Source organism: Arthrobacter sp. JUb115, assembly GCF_004365035.1.
Classification (GTDB): domain Bacteria; phylum Actinomycetota; class Actinomycetes; order Actinomycetales; family Micrococcaceae; genus Glutamicibacter.
In genome coordinates this window covers 94620-114813 of record NZ_SOBS01000003.1, presented here as the reverse complement: position 1 = coordinate 114813, position 20194 = coordinate 94620, and the positions used below count along the sequence as shown (strand labels likewise).

At 61.7% G+C, this 20194-nt stretch carries 18 protein-coding genes; 12 read left to right on the top strand and 6 right to left on the bottom strand.

The window, feature by feature from the left end; all coding sequences use genetic code 11:
• The first annotated feature begins 71 nt into the window (after positions 1–71).
• The 3 genes from EDF61_RS06010 to EDF61_RS06000 all read left to right on the top strand — a co-directional run bounded on the left by EDF61_RS06010 (position 72) and on the right by EDF61_RS06000 (position 4828).
• Entirely contained in the window at positions 72–1025 is a 954-nt protein-coding gene (locus tag EDF61_RS06010; protein WP_105656984.1) for a metallophosphoesterase, read from the top strand.
• Positions 1026–1199: 174 nt separating this feature from the next.
• The gene (locus EDF61_RS06005; RefSeq protein ID WP_133833570.1) at positions 1200–3023 is read left to right on the top strand and encodes an ABC transporter ATP-binding protein; all 1824 of its coding nucleotides are present in this window, start codon (positions 1200–1202) and stop codon (positions 3021–3023) included.
• Positions 3020–4828, top strand: coding sequence for an ABC transporter ATP-binding protein (locus tag EDF61_RS06000; protein ID WP_133833569.1), 1809 nt, complete (start codon positions 3020–3022; stop codon positions 4826–4828). Before EDF61_RS06005 ends, EDF61_RS06000 begins: the two co-directional genes overlap by 4 nt.
• Before the next feature lie 85 nt (positions 4829–4913).
• On the opposite strand, the gene EDF61_RS05995 is transcribed toward EDF61_RS06000, so the two are convergent.
• Together EDF61_RS05995 and purD are read right to left on the bottom strand one after the other, a co-directional pair.
• Positions 4914–5819 carry a phosphoribosylaminoimidazolesuccinocarboxamide synthase gene (locus EDF61_RS05995; RefSeq protein ID WP_133833568.1) on the bottom strand — a complete coding sequence of 302 codons (906 nt, stop codon included), beginning with the start codon at positions 5817–5819 and terminating at the stop codon, positions 4914–4916.
• 15 nt (positions 5820–5834) lie between these two features.
• Positions 5835–7121, bottom strand: a complete 1287-nt coding sequence (gene purD / locus EDF61_RS05990; protein ID WP_133833567.1) for a phosphoribosylamine--glycine ligase — start codon at positions 7119–7121, stop codon at positions 5835–5837.
• Between the two features lie 302 nt (positions 7122–7423).
• On the opposite strand from purD, the gene EDF61_RS05985 reads away from it, so the two are divergent.
• The 4 genes from EDF61_RS05985 (at position 7424) to purM (ending at position 10986) form a co-directional block, all read left to right on the top strand.
• Entirely contained in the window at positions 7424–7804 is a 381-nt protein-coding gene (locus EDF61_RS05985; RefSeq protein ID WP_105656988.1) for a sterol carrier family protein, read from the top strand.
• Positions 7805–7808: 4 nt separating this feature from the next.
• Positions 7809–8135, top strand: coding sequence for a hypothetical protein (locus tag EDF61_RS05980; protein ID WP_105656989.1), 327 nt, complete (start codon positions 7809–7811; stop codon positions 8133–8135).
• Positions 8136–8240: 105 nt separating this feature from the next.
• Complete coding sequence (gene purF, locus EDF61_RS05975; protein ID WP_105656990.1) at positions 8241–9764, top strand: amidophosphoribosyltransferase; 1524 nt, start codon at positions 8241–8243, stop codon at positions 9762–9764.
• Between the two features lie 79 nt (positions 9765–9843).
• The gene (gene purM / locus EDF61_RS05970) at positions 9844–10986 is read left to right on the top strand and encodes a phosphoribosylformylglycinamidine cyclo-ligase (RefSeq protein ID WP_133833566.1); all 1143 of its coding nucleotides are present in this window, start codon (positions 9844–9846) and stop codon (positions 10984–10986) included.
• Between the two features lie 245 nt (positions 10987–11231).
• Here the strand turns inward: purM and EDF61_RS05965 are convergent, their stop codons facing one another.
• Both EDF61_RS05965 and EDF61_RS05960 read right to left on the bottom strand, forming a co-directional pair.
• Positions 11232–12122: a Sir2 family NAD-dependent protein deacetylase gene (locus EDF61_RS05965; RefSeq protein WP_133833708.1), complete on the bottom strand. Its 891-nt coding sequence runs from the start codon at positions 12120–12122 to the stop codon at positions 11232–11234.
• A gap of 191 nt (positions 12123–12313) precedes the next feature.
• On the bottom strand, positions 12314–12532 hold the full coding sequence (locus EDF61_RS05960; RefSeq protein ID WP_105657086.1) for a DUF3073 domain-containing protein: 219 nt from the start codon (positions 12530–12532) through the stop codon (positions 12314–12316).
• Between the two features lie 222 nt (positions 12533–12754).
• Between EDF61_RS05960 and EDF61_RS05955 the strand changes: the two genes are divergently transcribed.
• A complete protein-coding gene (locus EDF61_RS05955) occupies positions 12755–13396 on the top strand; it encodes a septum formation family protein (RefSeq protein ID WP_133833565.1) in 642 nt (213 codons plus the stop codon).
• Positions 13397–13469: 73 nt separating this feature from the next.
• Here the strand turns inward: EDF61_RS05955 and clpB are convergent, their stop codons facing one another.
• Positions 13470–16058, bottom strand: coding sequence for an ATP-dependent chaperone ClpB (gene clpB / locus EDF61_RS05950; RefSeq protein ID WP_133833564.1), 2589 nt, complete (start codon positions 16056–16058; stop codon positions 13470–13472).
• 170 nt (positions 16059–16228) lie between these two features.
• Between clpB and EDF61_RS05945 the strand changes: the two genes are divergently transcribed.
• The 3 genes from EDF61_RS05945 to EDF61_RS05935 all read left to right on the top strand — a co-directional run bounded on the left by EDF61_RS05945 (position 16229) and on the right by EDF61_RS05935 (position 18714).
• Positions 16229–16723 carry a DinB family protein gene (locus EDF61_RS05945; RefSeq protein WP_133833563.1) on the top strand — a complete coding sequence of 165 codons (495 nt, stop codon included), beginning with the start codon at positions 16229–16231 and terminating at the stop codon, positions 16721–16723.
• A 30-nt stretch (positions 16724–16753) separates the two neighbouring features.
• Positions 16754–17221 carry a GNAT family N-acetyltransferase gene (locus EDF61_RS05940; RefSeq protein ID WP_133833562.1) on the top strand — a complete coding sequence of 156 codons (468 nt, stop codon included), beginning with the start codon at positions 16754–16756 and terminating at the stop codon, positions 17219–17221.
• A 308-nt stretch (positions 17222–17529) separates the two neighbouring features.
• Complete coding sequence (locus EDF61_RS05935) at positions 17530–18714, top strand: TerC family protein (protein ID WP_105656995.1); 1185 nt, start codon at positions 17530–17532, stop codon at positions 18712–18714.
• A 73-nt stretch (positions 18715–18787) separates the two neighbouring features.
• On the opposite strand, the gene EDF61_RS05930 is transcribed toward EDF61_RS05935, so the two are convergent.
• Positions 18788–19198: a YccF domain-containing protein gene (locus EDF61_RS05930; RefSeq protein WP_105656996.1), complete on the bottom strand. Its 411-nt coding sequence runs from the start codon at positions 19196–19198 to the stop codon at positions 18788–18790.
• 126 nt (positions 19199–19324) lie between these two features.
• Between EDF61_RS05930 and trmB the strand changes: the two genes are divergently transcribed.
• On the top strand, positions 19325–20182 hold the full coding sequence (gene trmB / locus EDF61_RS05925; RefSeq protein ID WP_133833561.1) for a tRNA (guanosine(46)-N7)-methyltransferase TrmB: 858 nt from the start codon (positions 19325–19327) through the stop codon (positions 20180–20182).
• Positions 20183–20194: the final 12 nt, after the last annotated feature.

Below are 20194 nucleotides of genomic sequence, written 5' to 3'. Positions count from 1 at the left end.
GGTTTAGATTGGCATAGGAGAACTCCACCAGAAGTTGCCTCCGGGCTTGAAAGGACGATGGCACAGAAGTCATGGTTGAACAGAATAATTTCGCTTCGGCATTACGTCATGCCAGCGGTACTGCGGCCCTTGCCGCCACCGGCGCTCTGGCCATCGGCGGAGCTCTGGTGGGCTATGGCATGCTGGAGGCCCAAAAGTTCGGGCTGCGCCACGAATCGCTTAAGGTCCTGCCCCGCGGATACGGCGACATCAAGGTCCTGCACCTTTCGGACATCCACATGGTTCCAGGGCAGGAAGCCAAAACCCAGTGGCTGCGCGGTCTGGCTGATCTGAAGCCCGACTTTGTCATCAACACCGGGGATAACCTCAGCCACCGCAAGGCCGTGCCGGCTTTGATCAAGGCGCTGGAACCGCTGATGGCTTTCCCTGGCGCCTTCGTTCCCGGGTCCAATTGCTACTACGCTCCGAAGCTGAAGAACCCGTTCAGGTATTTGGCTCCTTCCACCGGAACTCCCAACCCTGCCCCGCGGGACCAGTTGCCGTTCGAAGAAATGCACCGGGCCTTCGGCGGAGCCGGCTGGATCAACATGTCCAACCGTGCGCATTCCACGGTGCTCAATGGCCTGCGCCTGGATCTTACCGGCGTGGATGATCCGCACATCGACCGGGACCTCTTCGCTGGCTGGCCGCGTGGTTCCTCCTCAAGCAGCCAGGCGCCCCACGTGCGCATTGCGCTCACCCACGCGCCCTACCAGCGGGTTCTTGACCAATTCACCGAGGCGAAGGCTGATGTCATTTTCGCTGGCCACACCCACGGCGGCCAGGTGTGCATCCCGGGCTATGGCGCATTGGTCTCCAACTGCGATCTGCCTACGTGGCGCGCCCGCGGCCTGAGCGATTGGGAATACAACGGCAACACCGTTCCGTTGAATGTTTCCGCTGGCGTGGGCACCTCGCGCTTCGCTCCGATTCGCTTCGCCTGCCCGCCGGAAGCCATCATGGTTACCCTGGCTGCCCGCGACTAAGCCACGAAATTTCTTCGGGTAATCCCCGGTCAAGCACCTTCTTGGTGCTCGACCGGGGATTATTTGCCTCCAATGTGAAGCACTTCTTTCCAATAGTTGCCTATTGATTGAATTATCCCAACTACTGCCGGTAGTCTGTAACTCTGTCAAACTTCTGGATGAATGCGGGGTACCGTGGCTCAAGCTCAACAGGCCGGTTCGAAAGATCCGGTCCCGCTCTCCGCAACACTGAAACGGCTTGCTCCATTCGTCAAGCCGATCTTCCCCCGGCTCTTTTGCGGTTTCCTCTGCGCGCTCGGCGCCGGAATTGTCGCGCTGGCCATCCCCCAGGTGCTCGCCTGGCTGGTCAATGTCGTCCTGCATCGTGATGGGGCAGCCTCGGAGGTGTGGCTCTCTGTTGGCATCGTTGCCGCATTGGGCCTTGTCGAAGCCCTGCTGATCTTCCTGCGCCGCCAATTCGTGCTGAATCCCGCAGCAGGCCTTGAAGCGCAGATGCGCATCCGCTTCTACAAGCACCTGCAGCGCCTGCCCGTGGCGTTCCACGAACGCTGGGGCTCGGGGCAGCTTCTCTCCCGCTCCATGTCGGATCTCTCCTTGTTGCGCCGCTGGCTCGCGTTCGGCGCGATGATGCTGGTTGTTGAAACCGTCACCGTCATCACCGGGCTGGTGCTGATGTTCACCCATTCATGGATCCTGGGACTGCTCTACCTGCTGGGATCTATCCCGATTGCCATCAAGGCCTACCGTTTCCGCAACGACTACCGGGCCGCCAGCCGCCGCAGCCAGGACCAGGCTGGGGACCTGGCCACCGCGGTGGAAGAATCAGTGCACGGCATCCGCGTCATCAAGGCCTTCGGCCGCGGGCCGCATGTCTACGCGGGCTTCAGCGCCCAGGCAAAGTCCCTGCAGGAAACCGAAATAACCAAGGCCAAGACGCTGGCCAGCTTCCTGCTCACCGTCGTTGCGGTGCCTGAAACCATTCTGGGCATCGGCCTGCTGATCGGCATTGCCCAGGTCGCCAACGGCACGCTGAGCGTCGGCTCGCTGGTGGCCTACTTCGCCATCGCCGCGGTCATCGCCGGCCCCGTCGAGGGCATGGGAATGCTGCTGGGCATGACACTGAGCACCAAAACTGCGCTGGACCGCCACTTCGAGGTCATGGATTCAATCAATGACATCGATTCCCCCGCGCAGCCCCGGGTCCCTGCAGAACGCGATGGCAGCGTGAAGCTGGAGCATGTGCGCTTCGCCTACCCGGATACCGCCGGTACCCACCGGCCGATCCTGGCCGACATCAATCTGGAGATCCGTCCCGGGGAAACCATGGCCCTTGTCGGCATCACCGGTTCGGGCAAGTCCACCTTGCTGAACCTGGTTCCGCGCCTGCATGAAGCGACCTCCGGCGAGGTGCTCATCCACGGACAGGACGTCAAGGACTGGGACCTCCAGGAACTGCGAACCGAGATCGCCGTGGCTTTCGAGGACACCACCTTATTCTCCACCTCCATCCGCGGCAACGTGCTGCTCGGCGCCCCGGAAAACCTGGATGAGCAGCAGCGCGAAGCCCTGCTCGCCGAAGCCCTGGACGTCGCCCAGGCGCAGTTTGCCTACGCGTTGCCCGAAGGGGTAGACACCTTGATCGGCGAGGAAGGCCTGTCGCTATCGGGCGGGCAGCGCCAGCGCATCGCCTTGGCCCGCGCCATCGCAGCGCGCCCGAGCGTGCTGGTCCTCGACGATCCGCTGTCCGCCCTGGATGTGCGCACCGAGGAACTGGTCACCGAGAGGCTGCGCGAAGTCCTGGCCGGAACCACCACGCTGATCGTGGCCCACCGGCCCTCGACCGTGATGCTCGCCGACCGCGTGGCGCTGCTGCGCGATGGCCGCATCGACGCGGTGGGAAGCCACGCCCACCTGTTGAGCACCAATGAGCATTACCGATTCGTCATCGCCAGCCTGGATGACGAAGACCAGCCAGCCACCGTGGAGGTCTCCCGATGAGCAAGCCACTGGGCGTCGCCAATGAAGACGCCATCAAGCTCTCTGCCGCCGAACGCAAGGTCGTGCGGCAACGTTCCTTCCGGCTGCTGGCCTCGCTGGCCGTGCCGCAGAAGAAGCTTTTCGTCCTCACCGTGGTGCTGGTGCTGTTCTCCAACGCGGCACGCGTGCTGCTTCCGGTGCTGATCGCCTTCTCGATCGACTGGACCCTGCCGCAGGTGCGCGAAGGCAACTGGGGTGCCCTGGGGATGACCGGGGCCGGATACATCGTGTGCGCCGTGCTCAGCGGCGTGCTGCTCTCCTGGTACATCACCAGCGCGGCGAAGATCTCCCAGGCGATGCTCCTGGATCTGCGCCAGCAGGTCTTCCGCCATACCCAGCGGCTGAGCCTCGAATTCCACGAGAACTACACCTCCGGGCGGATCATTTCCCGGCAGACCTCCGATCTGGAAACGCTGCGCGAGCTGCTCGATCAAGGCGTCTCGGAACTGGCCTCCTCCTGCGTGTTCGTGGTCTTCACCCTGGTCTCGATTTTCTTCCTCGACTGGCGCAGCGGCCTGGTGGTCTGCGTGGCCGTCCTTCCGGTAGCGATCCTCTTCTTCTGGTACCAGCGCCGCTCCGAGCTGCTCTACCGCGAATCCCGCGTGGTCTCGGCCAAGGTCATCTCCACCTTCGTGGAAACCATGACCGGCATCCGCGCGGTCAAGGCCTTCCGCCGCGAGGAAGCCAACGACGCGAACTACTCGGATCTCGCGGAGCAGTACCGGGTGAACTCGGTGCGTTCCTTCAACCTCTTCGGCGTCCTGCAGCCGGGACTGGTCCTGATCGGCAACCTGACGGTGGCGGCATTGCTCGCCTACGGCGGATTCCGCATCATCGACGGCACCATGCAGGTCGGTGCGATGGTGGCCATCCTGCTGGCCTCCAAGCGCCTGTTCCAGCCAGTCGAGCAGATCGCCATGTTCTATTCCTCGCTGCAGTCGGCCACCGCCGCCCTGGAGAAGGTTTCGGGGCTGCTGGAGGAAGAACCGACGGTGCGCGAGCCTGCGGCCCCTCGCACCATCCGCAAGGTGGCCGGCGAGCTGGTCTTCAAGGATGCGGTCTTCGGCTACGGCGAGGGCCCGGTGATCATGGAGGAATTCGACCTGCGGATCCCGGCGGGCCAAACGGTGGCCGTGGTAGGCCAGACCGGTGCCGGCAAGTCCACGCTGGCCAAGCTCATTGCCCGCTTCTACGACCTGCGTTTGGGCACCTTGGAACTGGATTCGGTGCCGATCAACGAGCTGTCGAACAAGGAACTGCGCCAGCACGTGGTGATGGTCACCCAGGAGGCGTTCCTCTTCTCCGGATCGGTGGCCGAGAACATCGCGCTGGGCCGGCCGGGCGCCTCGCCGGAGGATATCGAGTACGCCGCCCGTGCGGTCGGCGCCCACGAGTTCATCTTGGATCTGCCTGAGGGCTACGGCACCGACGTGAACAAGCGAGGCGGACGGGTCTCGGCCGGCCAGCGCCAGCTGATTTCCTTTGCCCGCGCCTTCCTTGCCGATCCTGCGGTGCTGATCCTTGATGAGGCCACCAGCTCCCTGGATATCCCTTCGGAACGGGCAGTGCAGCGCGGACTGCAAACCCTGCTGGGCAACCGCACCGCGCTGATCATCGCGCACCGCCTGTCCACCGTGCAGATCGCGGACCGCGTGCTGGTGGTCCACGATGGCAAGATCACCGAGGACGGCACCCCAGCGCAGCTGATTGCCGATGAGGGGCGCTTCGCGGCCCTGCACAAGGCGTGGAAGGACTCGCTGGTCTGATCCCGTCCAGGACAGCGCAAAGCCCTCCGCAGATCACTTCGATCAGCGGAGGGCTTTGCCGTGCGTGGTTGTTCTTCGCCTGCGCCTAGGCGCTGAAGACCTGGCCGGTGAGCCGTTCGTAGGCCTCGATGTAGCGGGCACGGGTCTTCTCGATGATTCCGGCTGGCAGCTGAGGCGGTTCTTCGCCCGAGTTCTTGTCCCAACCCGATTCGGCGGAGGTCAGCCAGTCGCGGACGAACTGCTTGTCGAAGCTGGCCTGCGCCTGGCCCGGCTTGTAGGATTCGGCATCCCAGAAACGCGAGGAATCCGGGGTCAGCACCTCATCGCCCAGGGTGATCTCGCCGGTGGCCGGATCAGCTCCGAACTCCACCTTGGTATCGGCCAGGATGATGCCGCGCGCGCGGGCGGTCTGCTCGGCCTGCTCGTACAGGGCCACGGTCTTCTCCCGCAGCGCCTCGGAAACTTCGGCGCCAACGCGTTCCACGGTCTGCTCGAAGGAGATGTTCTCGTCGTGCTCCCCCACCTCGGCCTTGGCCGATGGGGTGAACAGCGCCGGTTCCAGGCGCGAGCCATCCACCAGTCCTGCCGGCAGTGGCAGCTCGCACACGGTCTGCGAGGCCTTGTACTCGGCCAGGCCCGATCCGGTCAGGTATCCGCGGGCGATGCACTCGATCGGGTACATCTCCAGCTTCTTGCACACCATCGCGCGTCCGGCCACCTCGGCTGGAACATCGGTGGAGATGACATGGTTGGCGAAGTCGCCCAGCTGCTCGAACCACCAGAGGCTGAGCTGGGTCAGCACCTTGCCCTTGTCCGGGATTTCGCTGGCCAGCACGAAGTCGTAGGCGCTGATGCGGTCGGAGGCCACCACGAGGACACGGTCGGTGCCTTCGAAGCTGGCGCCCGCAGGCACGTACAGGTCGCGTACCTTGCCCGAGTAGTAATGGTCCCAACCTTCTAGGTCGAGCACTTCAGTCTGGAATCCTGCCATGAGTTCTGTAGTCCTCTACTTGCTTTCGTTGGCGATGGCGATTTCGCCGCGTTCGGCCTTCAACGCAATGTCGGTGCGCGACTGGGCACCGTCCCAGCTGATCTCGGCAACCCCGGCGTACGCTGCGGCGCGGGCCGCGGCGAGGCCATCGCCCAGGCCCACCACGGCCAGTACGCGGCCACCGGAAACAATGATGTTCCCTTCAGCATCCGCGGAAGTTCCGGCATGCATCACGTGCACGCCGTCAATTCCGTTGGCTGCCTCCAGCCCGGAGATCACCGCTCCCTTGACCGGGGTGTCCGGGTAGTTCTCGGCGGCGATGACCACATCAACTGCGGTCTGCGCGGACCAGGTCAGCTGCTCGGCATCATCGAGCCGGCCCTTGGCGGCAGCCAGCAGCACACCGCCCAGCGGAGTCTTCAGCCGGGCAAGGACAGCCTGGGTTTCCGGGTCGCCGAAGCGGGCATTGAACTCGATGACGCGGATGCCGCGCTTGGTGATCGCCAAGCCGCAGTACAGCACGCCGGTGAATGGGGTGCCGCGCTTTTCCATTTCGCGCAGGGTCGGGTAGGCGACGCGGTCCATGACCTCGTCGACGAAGCTCTCCGGCAGCCATTCCAGCGGCGAGTAGGCACCCATGCCACCGGTGTTCGGGCCTTCGTCGTTTTCGAAGATGCGCTTGAAGTCCTGTGCCGGGGCCAGCGGAACAGCATGCTTGCCATCGCAGATGACAAACAGGGAAACTTCTGGGCCATCGAGGAATTCTTCGATCACTACGGTTCCGCCGGCGGCAAAACAGGCTTCTGCGTGCTCCAGCGCTTCGTCGCGATCGCCGGTGACCACGACGCCCTTGCCGGCGGCCAGGCCATCGTCCTTGACCACGTACGGCGCACCGAAGTCATCCAGCGCGCTGGCGGCTTCCTCGCGGTTGGTGGCCACATGGGCCATGGCGGTGGGAACCTCAGCGGCAGCCATGACGTTCTTGGCAAAAGCCTTGGACGCTTCGAGCTGCGCGGCAGCCTGGGTCGGGCCGAAGACCGGGATCTGCGCTGCGATCAGCGCATCGGAAACACCGGAAGCCAGCGGCGCTTCGGGGCCGACGACCACCAGATCGCTGCCCAGTTCCCGGGCGAGCGCGACGACTGCGGCAGGATCCTGCGCATCGATCGCGTGGGTAGTGACGTCCTGTGCGATACCGGCGTTGCCGGGGGCGCAATGAACTTCGTTGACGTAGGGGTCTGCACTCAGTGCACGGACAATTGCATGCTCACGGCCGCCTGGGCCAATAACCAGTACCTTCACCCGGTCGAGTTTACCGGAGATCCAGCGGGTCAACCGCGTCTATGACGCGCAGGCATTAGCCGCAGGCCCCGTCCATCTGGCCGCCCGCCTGGCACCGGGCCGAGGGGCGAATTCGGCGCCAGCAAGCCCAAAGCGCCCCCTGGAAGTCTTCGGCACAGCATCATGCCGGCATCCAACCGGCGCTGCGTTGGCTGAACTAGAGTTGGCATGGCTGGATTTCTCGGTTTTCCAGATCCACAGTAGATGCCCAGCGCACGCAAATATGACGTTTCTCCGTCATTGAGAGAAAGTGGAATCGACCCATGGCAATCAAACGGCGCGTTGATGAAACCGCTGGCCGAGCGGCCCTGCGCGAATGGTCCGGAACCACGCAGGGACAAGGAAAAATAGCCCGCCCGGTGCTCGCCACCGCGGTGCGCTTTTCGCTGGAGGAGCTGGCCTCCCGCGCCGAGGGCAACTCGGTCGAGGTACGCGTTCCGCCCTTCGGTGTGACTCAGTGCATAGCGGGTCCCCGGCACACCCGCGGAACACCTCCGAATGTAGTCGAAATGCCTGCTGAGCTCTGGCTTTCCCTTGCTACTGGGCGTATCGGCTGGGCCGAGGCCTTGCAGACTGGGCAATTGCATGCTTCGGGACTTAGGGCAGACTTGTCAGCGCACCTACCACTTATTGAGTACCCTTAAGGGTATGGAGCAACACCCCGCTACCCCGTCTTCTGCCGATCAGAGTGTTGAAGTGCATATTCACTCGTCGCCCAAGTTCTGGCCGTTCATTTTGACTTTCGCGGTCCTTGGCGCGCTAGCCGGGCTCATCATTGGCCTGCTTGGCGAACCATCGCAGGATTACACCCGCACCTCGGCGTCCGGATTCTTCGCCATATTCGGTGCAGGCCTGGGCGTAGGCATCGGCGCATTGGCGTATGTGATTGTTGATCGCGTGACCTCACGCAAAACCACCAAGCATCTGGCAGTTCCTCTGGCCGAGGACACTGACTCCAGCGGACTACAAGGCTAGGCAGCTTTTCTCCTGAATTAGAAGAGCAGGCGGCCGCGCACCTGGCCGCCACCCACCACATTTTTGGTCGGTGTCGACCAACTGGAACATGAGAGAATAACCAACATGGCGCGTGGCGATGGATTCTTAAATCACGACCTGCTTCCAAACGAAAAGGGGCCGCAGGATGAATGCGGCGTTTTTGGCGTTTGGGCTCCTGGCGAAGAGGTCGCAAAACTCACCTATTACGGCCTGTATGCCCTGCAGCACCGCGGACAGGAATCCGCTGGTATTGCCACGAGCGACGGTGCGCGTATCAACGTCTACAAGGACATGGGCCTGGTCTCCCAGGTGTTCGACGAGAATACGCTGAACTCCATGGCCGGCCAGCTGGCTATCGGCCACTGCCGCTACTCGACCACCGGTGCCAGCCACTGGGCCAATGCGCAGCCGACCTTGGGCCCGACCCAGGCCGGTACCGTCGCCCTGGCCCACAACGGCAATCTGACCAACTCCGCTGATCTGGCCGATATGGTCTCCGCCAAGCAGCAGGCCGAAGGCGGCAAGGTCCGCGGCGAACTCGCCCAGGGCAACACCACCGACACCGCCTTGGTCACCGCCTTGCTGGCCGGTTCCGAAGGCCAGTCGCTGGAAGAAACCGCGCTGGAGCTGCTGCCGAAGATCGAAGGCGCCTTCTGCTTCGTCTTCATGAACGAGGACACCCTCTACGCAGCCCGCGACCCGCATGGTGTTCGCCCCCTGGTCCTGGGCCGGCTGGACCGAGGCTGGGTTGTTGCTTCGGAGCAGCCTGCACTGGCTACCGTTGGCGCCTCGTTCATCCGCGAAATCGAACCCGGCGAAATGATCGCCATCGACGAGAACGGCGTGCGTTCCACCCGCTTCGCCGAAGCCACCCCCAAGGGCTGCGTCTTCGAGTACGTCTACCTGGCTCGTCCCGATGCTGCCATTGCCGGCCGCTCGGTCTACGAATCCCGCGTGGAAATGGGCCGCCAGCTGGCCCGCGAGAACAGCGCGGACGCGGACATCGTGATCCCGGTTCCGGAGTCCGGCACCCCGGCCGCCATCGGCTACGCCGAGGAATCGGGCATTCCATTCACCCACGGCTTCGTGAAGAACGCCTACGTGGGCCGTACCTTCATCCAGCCATCGCAGACCCTGCGCCAGCTGGGCATCAAGCTCAAGCTCAATGCGCTGGAAACCGTGCTGCGCGGCAAGCGCGTCGTGGTGGTGGATGATTCGATCGTCCGCGGCAACACCCAGCGCGCGGTGGTGCGCATGCTGCGCGAGGCCGGTGCCGCCGAGGTGCATGTGAAGATCTCCTCGCCTCCGGTCAAGTGGCCTTGCTTCTACGGCATCGACTTCGCCTCGCGTGCCGAGCTGATCGCCAACGGCGCTGCCGTGGCTGAGATCGCGACCTCCATCGGCGCGGACTCCTTGGCCTACATTTCCGAAGACGGCATGATCGAAGCGACCCGCCAGCCGCGCGAGCGCCTGTGCACCGCGTGCTTCACCGGCGAGTACCCGATCGCCTTGCCGAACGAGGAGCGCCGCGGCAAGAACCTGCTGGAGCGCAGCAACCAGGGCGGCTGCGAGCCAGGTCCTGATGCCGAGTTCGAAACCAACAGCTAATCCCCTCCACGATCCCAACCATCTCGTTGCAAAGGGCGCCGGAAATGCGGCGCCCAGAACAGAAAAGGAACCGACTGCCATGAGCGGCAATGATCAGCAGCCAACTTCCATCACCTATGCCGGTGCCGGCGTTGACGTTGAGGCCGGTGACCGTGCCGTTGAGTTGATGAAGGGCGCGATCAAGGCAACCCACACCGCGGGCGTTGTCGGAGGGGTCGGCGGCTTCGCCGGGCTCTTCGATGTATCGTTCCTGACCGGTTACAAGAAGCCGTACCTGGCTACCTCCACCGACGGGGTGGGCACCAAGGTTGCCATCGCCCAGAAGCTGGACATCCACGACACCATCGGCCAGGACCTGGTCGGCATGGTGGTCGACGATATTGTCGTGGTGGGCGCCAAGCCGCTGTTCATGACCGACTACATCGCCACCGGCAAGGTCGTCCCGGAGCGCATCGCGGATATCGTGCGCGGCATCGCGGAAGGCTGCAAGCTGGCCGGCACCGCGCTGGTTGGCGGCGAAACTGCGGAGCACCCGGGCCTGCTAGCCGAGGACGAATACGATGTTGCCGGTGCTGCTACCGGTGTCATCGAAGCTGACCAGCTGCTGGGCCCGGAGCGCGTGCGGGCCGGCGACGTCGTCATCGGCATGGCGTCCTCGGGCATCCACTCCAACGGCTACTCGCTGGTGCGCCGCGTCATCGCCCACGCCAAGTGGGAGCTGGAACGCGAAATTGCAGAGTTCGGCAAGACCTTGGGCGAGGAACTGCTGGTTCCGACCCGCATCTACACCACCGCTTGCCTGGATCTGGTGGGCGAGCTGAACGACGGCGAGAACTTCGGCGTGCACGGCTTCAGCCACGTCACCGGTGGGGGCCTGGCTGCCAACCTGGCTCGCGTGCTGCCCCAGGGCCTGATGGCCCGTGTGGACCGCTCGACCTGGTCCCTGCCAGCAGTCTTCTCCACCATCGCCCAGCTGGGCAACGTGCCACAGCCTGACCTTGAGCGCACCCTGAACCTGGGTGTGGGCATGGTTGCTGTTGTTGATCCAGCTGTAGCTGATCGTGCCGTAGAGCTGCTGAACAAGGCTGGCATGGGAGCTTGGGTCATGGGCGGCGTCGAGAATATCGATCCAGCGGCAGCCGATGCCGGACTGGACTACGTCCAGGGAGCCAAGGGCGTTGACGGCGGCGCAGTGCTGCTGACCGGCAACTACGCCAAGTAGTACTCGCAGGATCCGCTTCCTTGCCGATGCGCCGCACTGATCCCAGTGCGGCGCATCGGTTCTTTAACGCCATCGCCATGCGAATGGGGATGCAGGGTTGACCGGAGCCCTCTTGCCCGGCTTCCAGGCGCCAGGCAATGCTGCCGGTGGTGCTGCACCAGTGCGAGCTTCCTGCCGGGCTGAGTGCCCAGAGCAGCATTTGGCACGCTTCATTGGTGTCCCTTGCGGGACGAAATACCGGCCTGCTAGTCCAGTTGCTTCAGGGCGTGCTCCAAAGGCACACGCCAGCGCCAGGTTGCTTTTTGTTCACCGCGGACGTGGCCGTTGGTAATCAGCGCCACCGGCAAATCCCGCTTGACGAAGTTCAACAGGATCTTGTACCCGCTCATCACTGCAAGGGAGGAGCCCAGCACCAAGAGCGATGTGGATTCCGCTTCCAGTGCCGCAATGCGTTCCTTGCGTTCAACCGGAACGTTCTCGCCGAAATACACCACATCAGGCTTCAGGGCCAGCGAGCCGCAGCTCAAGCAGGCCACCATGTTGAACCGGTCAACCAGATACTGGGGCAGCTCCACATCCCCATCGGGGTTCACCGCGCTGGGGTCGATTTCCACGGCTTCCAAATAGCCTTCGTTGGCCGCCTGCAGGCGCAGATCAAAGTCATTGCGGTTCTCGCTGTACCCGCAGTCCAGGCAGCGGACGATCGACAAGTCGCCATGGACCGGAATGACCCGTTTGGATCCGGCCTGCTGGTGCAGCCCGTCAACGTTCTGCGTAATGATTCCACTGAGTTTCCCGTGCTCTTCCCACTGCACCAAGCGCTGGTGAATGTGGTTAGGCTCGGCTTTGTCCATATGGCGCCAGCCGACGTAGCCACGGGCCCAATAGCGCTGCCGGGCTTCAGGACGGAATCGGAATTCTTGATAGGTCATCGGCCGGTGGCGCTGCAATGAACCGTTGGGTCCCCGGTAGTCGGGGATTCCGGAATCGGTAGAAACACCGGCTCCGGTGACCACCAGGACCCCGCCAGCGGAAAGCATTTGGCGCACCCCGGCACGCGCTTCAGCTTCCGGGGATTCAGGTGCCTGCTGCTCGACAATGCGCTGCATCGACCGGATGGCCGAATGATGCGCCATCTGGATGGATAGCTCTTCTGGAGTGCTCACGTTCCACCTAACAATTACTGGGCACGACAAAGGCCGCAACGACTAAAAGCTAATTTAGCTTAGTCGCTGCGGCTTGTCGCAAAATGTACTGAAGAGCTGTACCACTCAATGCTTAAGGTGTGGCACTCTGAGCCAAGGACTCCCGGCATCAGAAGACGAGGCTACTCGTCTTCGTCATCTCCCGAGTACTTCTTAGTCAGCTCGTCGTATTCCGAATATTCTTCGTCATACGATGAATCATTACGCTCAGTGTTCTGAGCATGATGATCGGACTGAACGCCCAACTCGCGTTCAAGTGCCGAAAGGTCAGTGGACGGCGAGTAGTACTTGATATCTCGCGCCTGACGCTGTGCTTTAGCCTTTTGACGGCCGCGCCCCATGGCGTGACCCCCTCTTTTCAGTAGAGTCGGGAGGTGGTCCACCTTGAAAAGATGAAGGCCCCCGAATATGTGATCAGTTCTTTCGTAATTAAAGGTTAACACGATTCACCGGCGAGCGCTGAATGCAACACCCTCCGAAACCGCTAGACTGTCGATTAGTCCAACGACTATGTATTGAGCCGGCGAGCGATCGCCCGACCCAACCACGAAGGAGCTCAACAGGTGGTGGAAAACAATCTGCCCGAGCCGCAGGCGGCTTTGCCGCCATTGCAGCCAGAACCGGAGAAGCCCAAGCGTCAAAGTGCCCAATGGGCCTTGATGATTGTCGCCGTTCTCGCACTGGCCGCGGCAGTGGTTTTCGTGGTGTTGAGACTAGTGGATCCCCCTGCTTCGCCAACTGCGAACAACGTGGAGCGCAACGAGAATCCAGGCCTCGACGGCATTGTTGCCACCGAGATGCCTCCAACCCAGTTGGAGCAAGGCGACTGCCTGCGCGGATTCAATTCACCACTGGATCCGCAGACGGTCGTAACCTGTGATTCCTCCCACAATGCCCAACTGATCGGCATCTTCCAGGTCACTGGCGAGGAGTACCCGGGAGCCAACGTGCTGCTCACCCAATCCGAAGACCTGTGCAAATCGGTGTCACTGGATCCTCGTGCAGGGCTGGACTCCACCTGGACCTATCACTTCTCGCGTCCCTCGGAGAGCACCTGGGGCCAAGGCGACCGCACCGTTTCGTGCTTCCTGAGCCTGTCCGAGGGCGACGTCCGCAACTCATTGCTGCCAGAGGGCTCTACGGATGGAGAATCGGAGAACTCCGAAGAGGAGCCGTCCAAGGCACAGGAGACCACCGACAGCTAAGTCTGCGTTCAGGAAAAATGGCGAGGGCATGAACGGGATTCCATCCGTTCACGCCCTCGCCATTGCCAGGCTCCTAGGCCTTCTTGGCAACTTTGAGCTTGTCGCCAACTTCGTCCAGGGTGACCCCTACAGTATCCCCGTCCTGCACCGTTCCAGCCAGGATCTCCTTGGCCAGCCGGTCTCCGATCTCGCGCTGCACCAGGCGGCGCAGCGGACGAGCGCCGTAGGCAGGATCGTAACCGGTCAGGGCCAGCCAATCGCTGGCGGCCTGATCCACCTCCAGGTTCAAGCGGCGGTCGGCCAAGCGCTGTGCGAGCAGGTCGATCTGCAGCTTGACGATGCTGCCCAGCTCTTCGATGCTCAATGGGTCGAAGAGGATGACCTCATCGAGACGGTTCAAGAACTCCGGCTTGAACGATGCATTGACCACGCTCATCACCGCTGACTTCTTGGCCTCGTCTTCCATGCTCTGGTCCACCAGGAACTGGGAACCCAGATTCGAGGTGAGGATCAGAATGGTATTCCTGAAGTCCACGGTGCGGCCTTGGCCATCGGTCAGCCGCCCGTCATCGAGCACCTGCAGCAGGATATCGAATACTTCCGGATGCGCCTTTTCCACCTCGTCCAGCAGAATCACCGAGTACGGGCGGCGGCGCACAGCTTCGGTCAGCTGCCCGCCCTCTTCATACCCTACGTAGCCCGGAGGGGCACCGACCAGGCGCGAAACCGCATGCTTCTCCGAGTATTCGGACATGTCGATCCGCACCATCGCCCGTGGATCATCGAAGAGGAAGTCAGCCAGGGACTTGGCCAACTCGGTCTTGCCGACACCGGTAGGACCCAGGAACAGGAAGGATCCGGTAGGCCGGTTCGGGTCGGCAATGCCGGCGCGGGTACGGCGAACGGCGTCAGAGACAGCGGCAATAGCCTGCTTCTGCCCCATCAGGCGCTGCCCGATGATTTCTTCCATATCCAGCAACTTCTGGCTTTCGCCCTGCAGCATGCGCCCGGCCGGAATACCGGTCCACGCCGAGATGACTTCTGCAATGTCATCCGCGGTGACTTCCTCGGCAACCATGGTGTGCGTATCGGCCTTATCGGCTTCGGCAGCTGCCGCCGCATCCAGTTCCTGCTGCAGCGTTGGGATCTCCCCGTAGAGCAGGCGAGAGGCCTGCTCCAGGTCGCCCTCGCGCTGGGCCTTGTCGGCCTGGCTGCGTAATTCGTCGAGCCTGACCTTCAGGTCGCCGACGCGGTTCAAGCCAGCCTTCTCGGCTTCCCACTGGGAGTTCAGCGCGTCCAGCTGTTCCTTCTTGTCGGCCATGTCCTTGCGCAGCGCATCCAGGCGTTCCACCGAAGCTGGATCCGTTTCATCGGACAGCGCCAGCTCCTCCATGGTCAGCCGGTCCACCTCGCGGCGCAGCTCATCGATTTCCTCCGGAGCCGAGTCGATCTCCATGCGCAGGCGGCTAGCGGCCTCATCGACCAGGTCGATGGCCTTGTCTGGCAGCTGGCGGCCGGAGATGTACCTGTTGGACAGCGTGGATGCTGCCACCAAGGCGGAGTCCGCAATGGAAACCTTGTGGTGCGCCTCGTAGCGCTCCTTCAACCCACGCAGGATGGCAATGGTGTCATCCACGCTGGGCTCACCGACATACACCTGTGCGAAGCGGCGTTCCAGGGCGGGATCCTTCTCGATGTTCTCGCGGTACTCGTCCAAGGTAGTAGCACCAATCAAGCGCAACTCGCCGCGGGCGAGCATTGGCTTGAGCATGTTCCCCGCGTCCATGGCGCCTTCGGAGGCTCCGGCGCCGACCACGGTGTGGATCTCGTCAATGAAGGTGACAATCTGGCCGTCCGAAGCCTTGATCTCTTCCAATACCGACTTCAGCCGCTCTTCGAATTCGCCACGGTACTTGGCGCCGGCGACCATGGCGCCCAGATCCAGCGAGATCAGGGTCTTGCCACGCAGGGATTCCGGCACGTCGCCCGCGATCATGCGCTGGGCAAGCCCCTCAACGACAGCGGTTTTGCCAACGCCTGGCTCGCCGATCAGCACCGGGTTGTTCTTGGTTCGGCGGGAGAGCACCTGGACCACGCGGCGGATCTCGCGGTCGCGGCCGATGACTGGATCCAGCTTGCCCGAGCGCGCCAGGGCGGTCATGTCGGTGCCGAACTTCTCCAGGGACTGGAAGGTGGCCTCCGGATCCGGATTATCGACCTTGCGGTCGCCGCGGATGGTGGGCAAGGTGCCCACCAGCAGTTCGCGGGTGGCCCCGAATTCGCGCAACGCGTCGCCGGCCTTGGTCTGGTCTGATGCCAAGGCGATAAGCAGGTGCTCGGTGGAGACGTAGGTGTCCCCCATTTCTGCGGCAGCCGCTTGGGCGTTGCTCACAACCTGCAGCACCTGTCGGGAGTACTGGGCTTGGGCCACTGAACTGCCGGAGCTGGAAGGCAATGCGTTGATGACAGCGCTTGCCTTGACCGAAAGCGCGTCGACATCCAATCCGGCGGTCTTCAGGAGGGCGACTGCGACGGAGTCGCGCTGGTCCAGCAAGGCCTTCAGCAGGTGCGCAGGTTCAATCTGCGGATTGCCTGCGGTTGAAGCGTTCATCCCGGAAGCCGAGAGGGCTTCTTGGCTCTTAGTGGTGAGTTTGGTGTCCACGCGCATCCTTTCTCTAATTGGGTGAACCCATAAACTTGAGTGTACTTAACTCAACTCTACTCGCACTCTTCGTATTCCAGCTAGAGCAAGATTTTCGAAAGATTTTCCATTTCACTTGCCCCAGAGGCAAAATACCTTGTCACTGACGATTTGCCGACTTAAGATAAGGCATGGCCAACCCGGATTCCAAAGACATTTTTTCACTGACCCACGATGATATGGTCCAAGTTTTCATCGATCAGCACCGGCAGATGCTGCTTTCCTGCACCGGCGGACTGAGTGAAGCCGAAGCCAGATTGAAGTTGGTTGAATCCAAGACCACGCTGCTCGGGCTGGTGAAACATGCGATCTTCGTGGAACGGGTCTGGTTCGGTGAAGCAGCCACCGGCCGGAGCCGTGCAGAGCTGGGCATTGCCTCTTCGCCCAGCAAATCATTCGACTTGGAGGCTTCCGACACCATCGATTCGATTCGGCACGAATATGCCCAAGCCATCGAACTGTCGCATCAAGCAGTCGAAGGCAAAACAGGAGATGACGTCTTCTCAGGCAACCGGCGTGGACCGCTGCCGCTGCGCTGGATCCAGCTGCATATGCTGCGTGAACTGGCACAGCATTGCGGACACGCAGATATCCTGCGTGAACAAATCCTGGCCGCGCGGAAATAGCGTGCCGCCCTCAACCGGTAGACTCCGGGCATGCCATTAGAACTCCACCCGCTTCCCGCTGAAGAATTCCATTCGTGGATGGCACGAAGTACCGCCGAGTACGTATCGGACCTTGTTGCCGCTGGCAGTTCCCAGCACAAGGCGCAGGAAGATGCAGACCGGGCCATGACCCGGGCCTTTCCCACCGGATTGCCAAGTTGCACCAATGCGGTATTCACCCTGGAGCATGGCATTTTCGGCGATGTGGGCTATGTCTGGATCGGCCACGACACCTCAGGCGATCCGGCTTCATGGTGGGTTTGGGACATAGTTGTCGACCCCGGGCACCGCGGCAAGGGGTTCGGACGCCAGGCCATGAATTTGGCCGAAGAATACGCCCGTGCCCACGGCGCACGTACCCTGGGGCTGAATGTGTTCGGATTCAACCAGAGCGCTCGCGGCCTCTATGAATCGCTTGGATATGAAACCACCAGCATCAAGATGCACAAGTCGCTCTAGCAGCGCCTAGTTCCTGCCCCTAGCCCACGTTGCTCCAAGCAAAGTGCATTCTTCGAATTGCTATTGACGCCTACCCAACTGCACAAAGACAAAGTACATTACAGATCATCATGACATCCACGGACCAAGATTTTTCCAGAAGCATCGCATCAGGATAAGCTGGTAGAACGTAAGGGAGTATTCATAATCGTTGAATCCGTCAATACGCAGGACTTCATGGTCCTGCCGGGTTTTGCGGCCAGCCCCGGGGTCGGTGAAGAGACTTACTCAGATGCGTTCGCGCGCTACTTACGAAAGCAGGAATCCCTATGGGAGTTTCCCCTATGATTTGGGGCATCACGATTGTCGTGATTCTCGCCCTTCTGGCCTTCGACTATTTCTTCCACATCCGCAAGGCCCACGTTCCATCGCTGCGTGAAGCAGCCATCTGGTCCAGCATCTATGTTGGCTTGGCCCTCGTTTTCGGTGTGCTGGTGCTGGTCTTCGGCGGAATCGACATGGGTGCCGAGTACTTTGCCGGCTACATTACCGAGAAGGCCCTGTCGGTCGACAACCTGTTCGTCTTCCTGATTATCATCGCCAGCTTCCGCGTACCCCGCGAAGACCAGCAGAAAGTCCTGCTCTTCGGCATCGTCTTCTCGCTGATCGCACGTACCGCCTTCATCTTTGTCGGCGCGGCGCTGATCAACCAGTTCGCTTGGGTCTTCTACCTGTTCGGCCTGATCCTGCTGTTGACCGCAGGCAACCTGCTGAAGAAGGATGACGAATCCGATGAGGCCAACAACTTCATCATCCGGATCGCCAAGAAGCTATTCCACACTACCGACAACTATGACGGCGACAAGCTGTTCACCAAGATCGATGGCAAGAAGGTCCTGACTCCGATGCTGCTGGTCATGGTGGCCATCGGCGGTACCGATATTCTCTTCGCTCTGGATTCCATCCCTGCGATCTTCGGACTCACCCAGAACGTCTACATCGTGTTCACGGCTACCGCCTTCTCGCTCATGGGACTGCGCCAGCTCTACTTCCTGCTCGACGGATTGCTGGACCGCTTGATCTACCTGTCCTACGGGTTGGCAGCAATCCTGGCATTCATCGGCGTGAAGCTGATCCTGCATGCACTGCACGAGAACAACTTGCCATTCATCAATGATGGTGAGCACGTGATGGTCATTGAAATCAGCACCGGCCTGTCGCTGAGCGTCATTATCGGTGTCCTGGTGCTGACAATTCTCGCTTCGCTGTTCAGCAAGGCAGGTAAGGCCCAGACTGCCATCGGCAACCTGCGCCGCCATGCCAACAGCTACAACGACCTGAGCTACACCTCGGACGCGGTCGAACGCGAACGCATCTACCGCGCCTTGGTGGAGGAAGAAGCGTATGTGAAAACCATGGAAAAGAAGTACCGCGACAAGGCCAAGGACGTGGACAAGATCCGTGTCGAGGTCGCCGAAGCGCACCGCCAGCACGATGAGTACCTCAAGAGCTGATCAGGTTCGTACATAAAGCGAATGGCTGCCAACCCCATCAAGGGTTGGCAGCCATTCGCTGTCTTGGCGCAGCCTAGCGGCGAACACCGCCGATGAAATAGTCCGAAGGCACAATGACCTTGCCCAGAGGCATCAGGGAAACCGGGATCATCTTCAAGTTTGCGATCCCCAGCGGGATGCCGATAATCGAAATGAACATCGGGATCGCGGTTACCACGTGCCCAACGGCAATCCAGATACCAGCAAAAATGATCCAGATGATGTTGCCCAGGGTGGAGAACGCGCCTACCGGGCCGTTGTCGACCACGGTGCGGCCAAACGGCCACAGCGCATAGCCGGCAATGCGGAACGAGGCGATGCCGAATGGAATGGTCACGATCAGCACGCAGCAGATGATGCCTGCCAACACGTAGCCCAAGGCCAGCCACAGGCCGCCGAAAAGCAGCCAAATAATGTTGAGAATACCGCGCACTAAATCAGTCATGGTTATATTCTCTGTCTTTTGCCTGTTTTACTCCATCGGGGATCCCCCCGATTTTCTTCTAGGGGTGTCCAATCCCCTACCGTTCGGCAAGCATCGAAGCAGCTTGCTCGGATAGGATTAATCATCATGAGCGAATCGAGCGAGCAGCAGCGCCCAGCCCACGGCACTGCCCCTAGGAACCCAGACCTTTTCCGTGCCGAGCCGGTATCCTTCGTGCGCCGCGGCAACCGCCTGCAGGGCCGCCGTGCCAGCGCCTGGGAGCGCAATGCCGATCAGTACGTCATTGAGCCGCCCCGCAAGATCGCCGACACTTCGGTTGCCGATGACTTCCAGCTCGATCCTGCCGAGGCTTTCGGACGCACCGCACCGCTGATCGTGGAGATCGGCACCGGCCTGGGCGAATGCATCGCCAACGCCGCCAAGGATGATCCCGAGCGCAACTACCTCGCCGTTGAGGTCTACCGTCCGGGCCTGGCCCAGCTGATGCTGAAGGTCGAGTCTTTCGGCATCACCAACGTCCGCGCAGTGCAGGCCAATGCCCCAGAGGTTCTGGATGTCATGCTGGACGAGAACAGCGCCGATGAGATCTGGATCTTCTTCTCAGATCCATGGCACAAGCCGCGCCACCATAAGCGTCGCCTGATCAAGGCCTCGTTCCTGGACAAGGTCTCCCGCGTGCTCAAGCCGGGAGGCACCCTGCGCTTGGCCACCGACTGGTCCAACTACGCCGAGCAAATGCGCGAAGTCCTCGAAGCCCATCCGGACTTCGAGAACCAGCATCATGGCAATCTGTCCGGCACTGAGAGCAACCTGACCAAGGTGCGCCGCGAGGGCATGGAAGGCTTCGACCCCGAGCCAGAATTCACCGATGCCCAGGGTGGCTGGGCCCCGCGTTTCGAGCGCCGGATCCTGACCAGCTTCGAAGGCAAGGCGCTCAAGGCTGGTCGTCTGGTCTTCGATCTGGCGTACACCCGCATCGGCTAGTCGCCGAAATAA

Excerpts from the sequence above, each read along its gene's own strand:
- EDF61_RS06010 (WP_105656984.1), top strand. The coding sequence starts at position 72 with ATGGTTGAACAGAATAATTTCGCTTCGGCATTACGTCATGCCAGCGGT.
- EDF61_RS06000 (WP_133833569.1), top strand. The coding sequence starts at position 3,020 with ATGAGCAAGCCACTGGGCGTCGCCAATGAAGACGCCATCAAGCTCTCT.
- EDF61_RS05995 (WP_133833568.1), bottom strand. The coding sequence starts at position 5,819 with ATGGCAGGATTCCAGACTGAAGTGCTCGACCTAGAAGGTTGGGACCAT.
- EDF61_RS05985 (WP_105656988.1), top strand. The coding sequence starts at position 7,424 with ATGGCAATCAAACGGCGCGTTGATGAAACCGCTGGCCGAGCGGCCCTG.
- EDF61_RS05980 (WP_105656989.1), top strand. The coding sequence starts at position 7,809 with ATGGAGCAACACCCCGCTACCCCGTCTTCTGCCGATCAGAGTGTTGAA.
- purF (WP_105656990.1), top strand. The coding sequence starts at position 8,241 with ATGGCGCGTGGCGATGGATTCTTAAATCACGACCTGCTTCCAAACGAA.
- purM (WP_133833566.1), top strand. The coding sequence starts at position 9,844 with ATGAGCGGCAATGATCAGCAGCCAACTTCCATCACCTATGCCGGTGCC.
- EDF61_RS05965 (WP_133833708.1), bottom strand. The coding sequence starts at position 12,122 with ATGGCGCATCATTCGGCCATCCGGTCGATGCAGCGCATTGTCGAGCAG.
- EDF61_RS05960 (WP_105657086.1), bottom strand. The coding sequence starts at position 12,532 with ATGGGGCGCGGCCGTCAAAAGGCTAAAGCACAGCGTCAGGCGCGAGAT.
- EDF61_RS05945 (WP_133833563.1), top strand. The coding sequence starts at position 16,229 with ATGGCCAACCCGGATTCCAAAGACATTTTTTCACTGACCCACGATGAT.
- EDF61_RS05940 (WP_133833562.1), top strand. The coding sequence starts at position 16,754 with ATGCCATTAGAACTCCACCCGCTTCCCGCTGAAGAATTCCATTCGTGG.
- EDF61_RS05935 (WP_105656995.1), top strand. The coding sequence starts at position 17,530 with ATGGGAGTTTCCCCTATGATTTGGGGCATCACGATTGTCGTGATTCTC.
- EDF61_RS05930 (WP_105656996.1), bottom strand. The coding sequence starts at position 19,198 with ATGACTGATTTAGTGCGCGGTATTCTCAACATTATTTGGCTGCTTTTC.
- trmB (WP_133833561.1), top strand. The coding sequence starts at position 19,325 with ATGAGCGAATCGAGCGAGCAGCAGCGCCCAGCCCACGGCACTGCCCCT.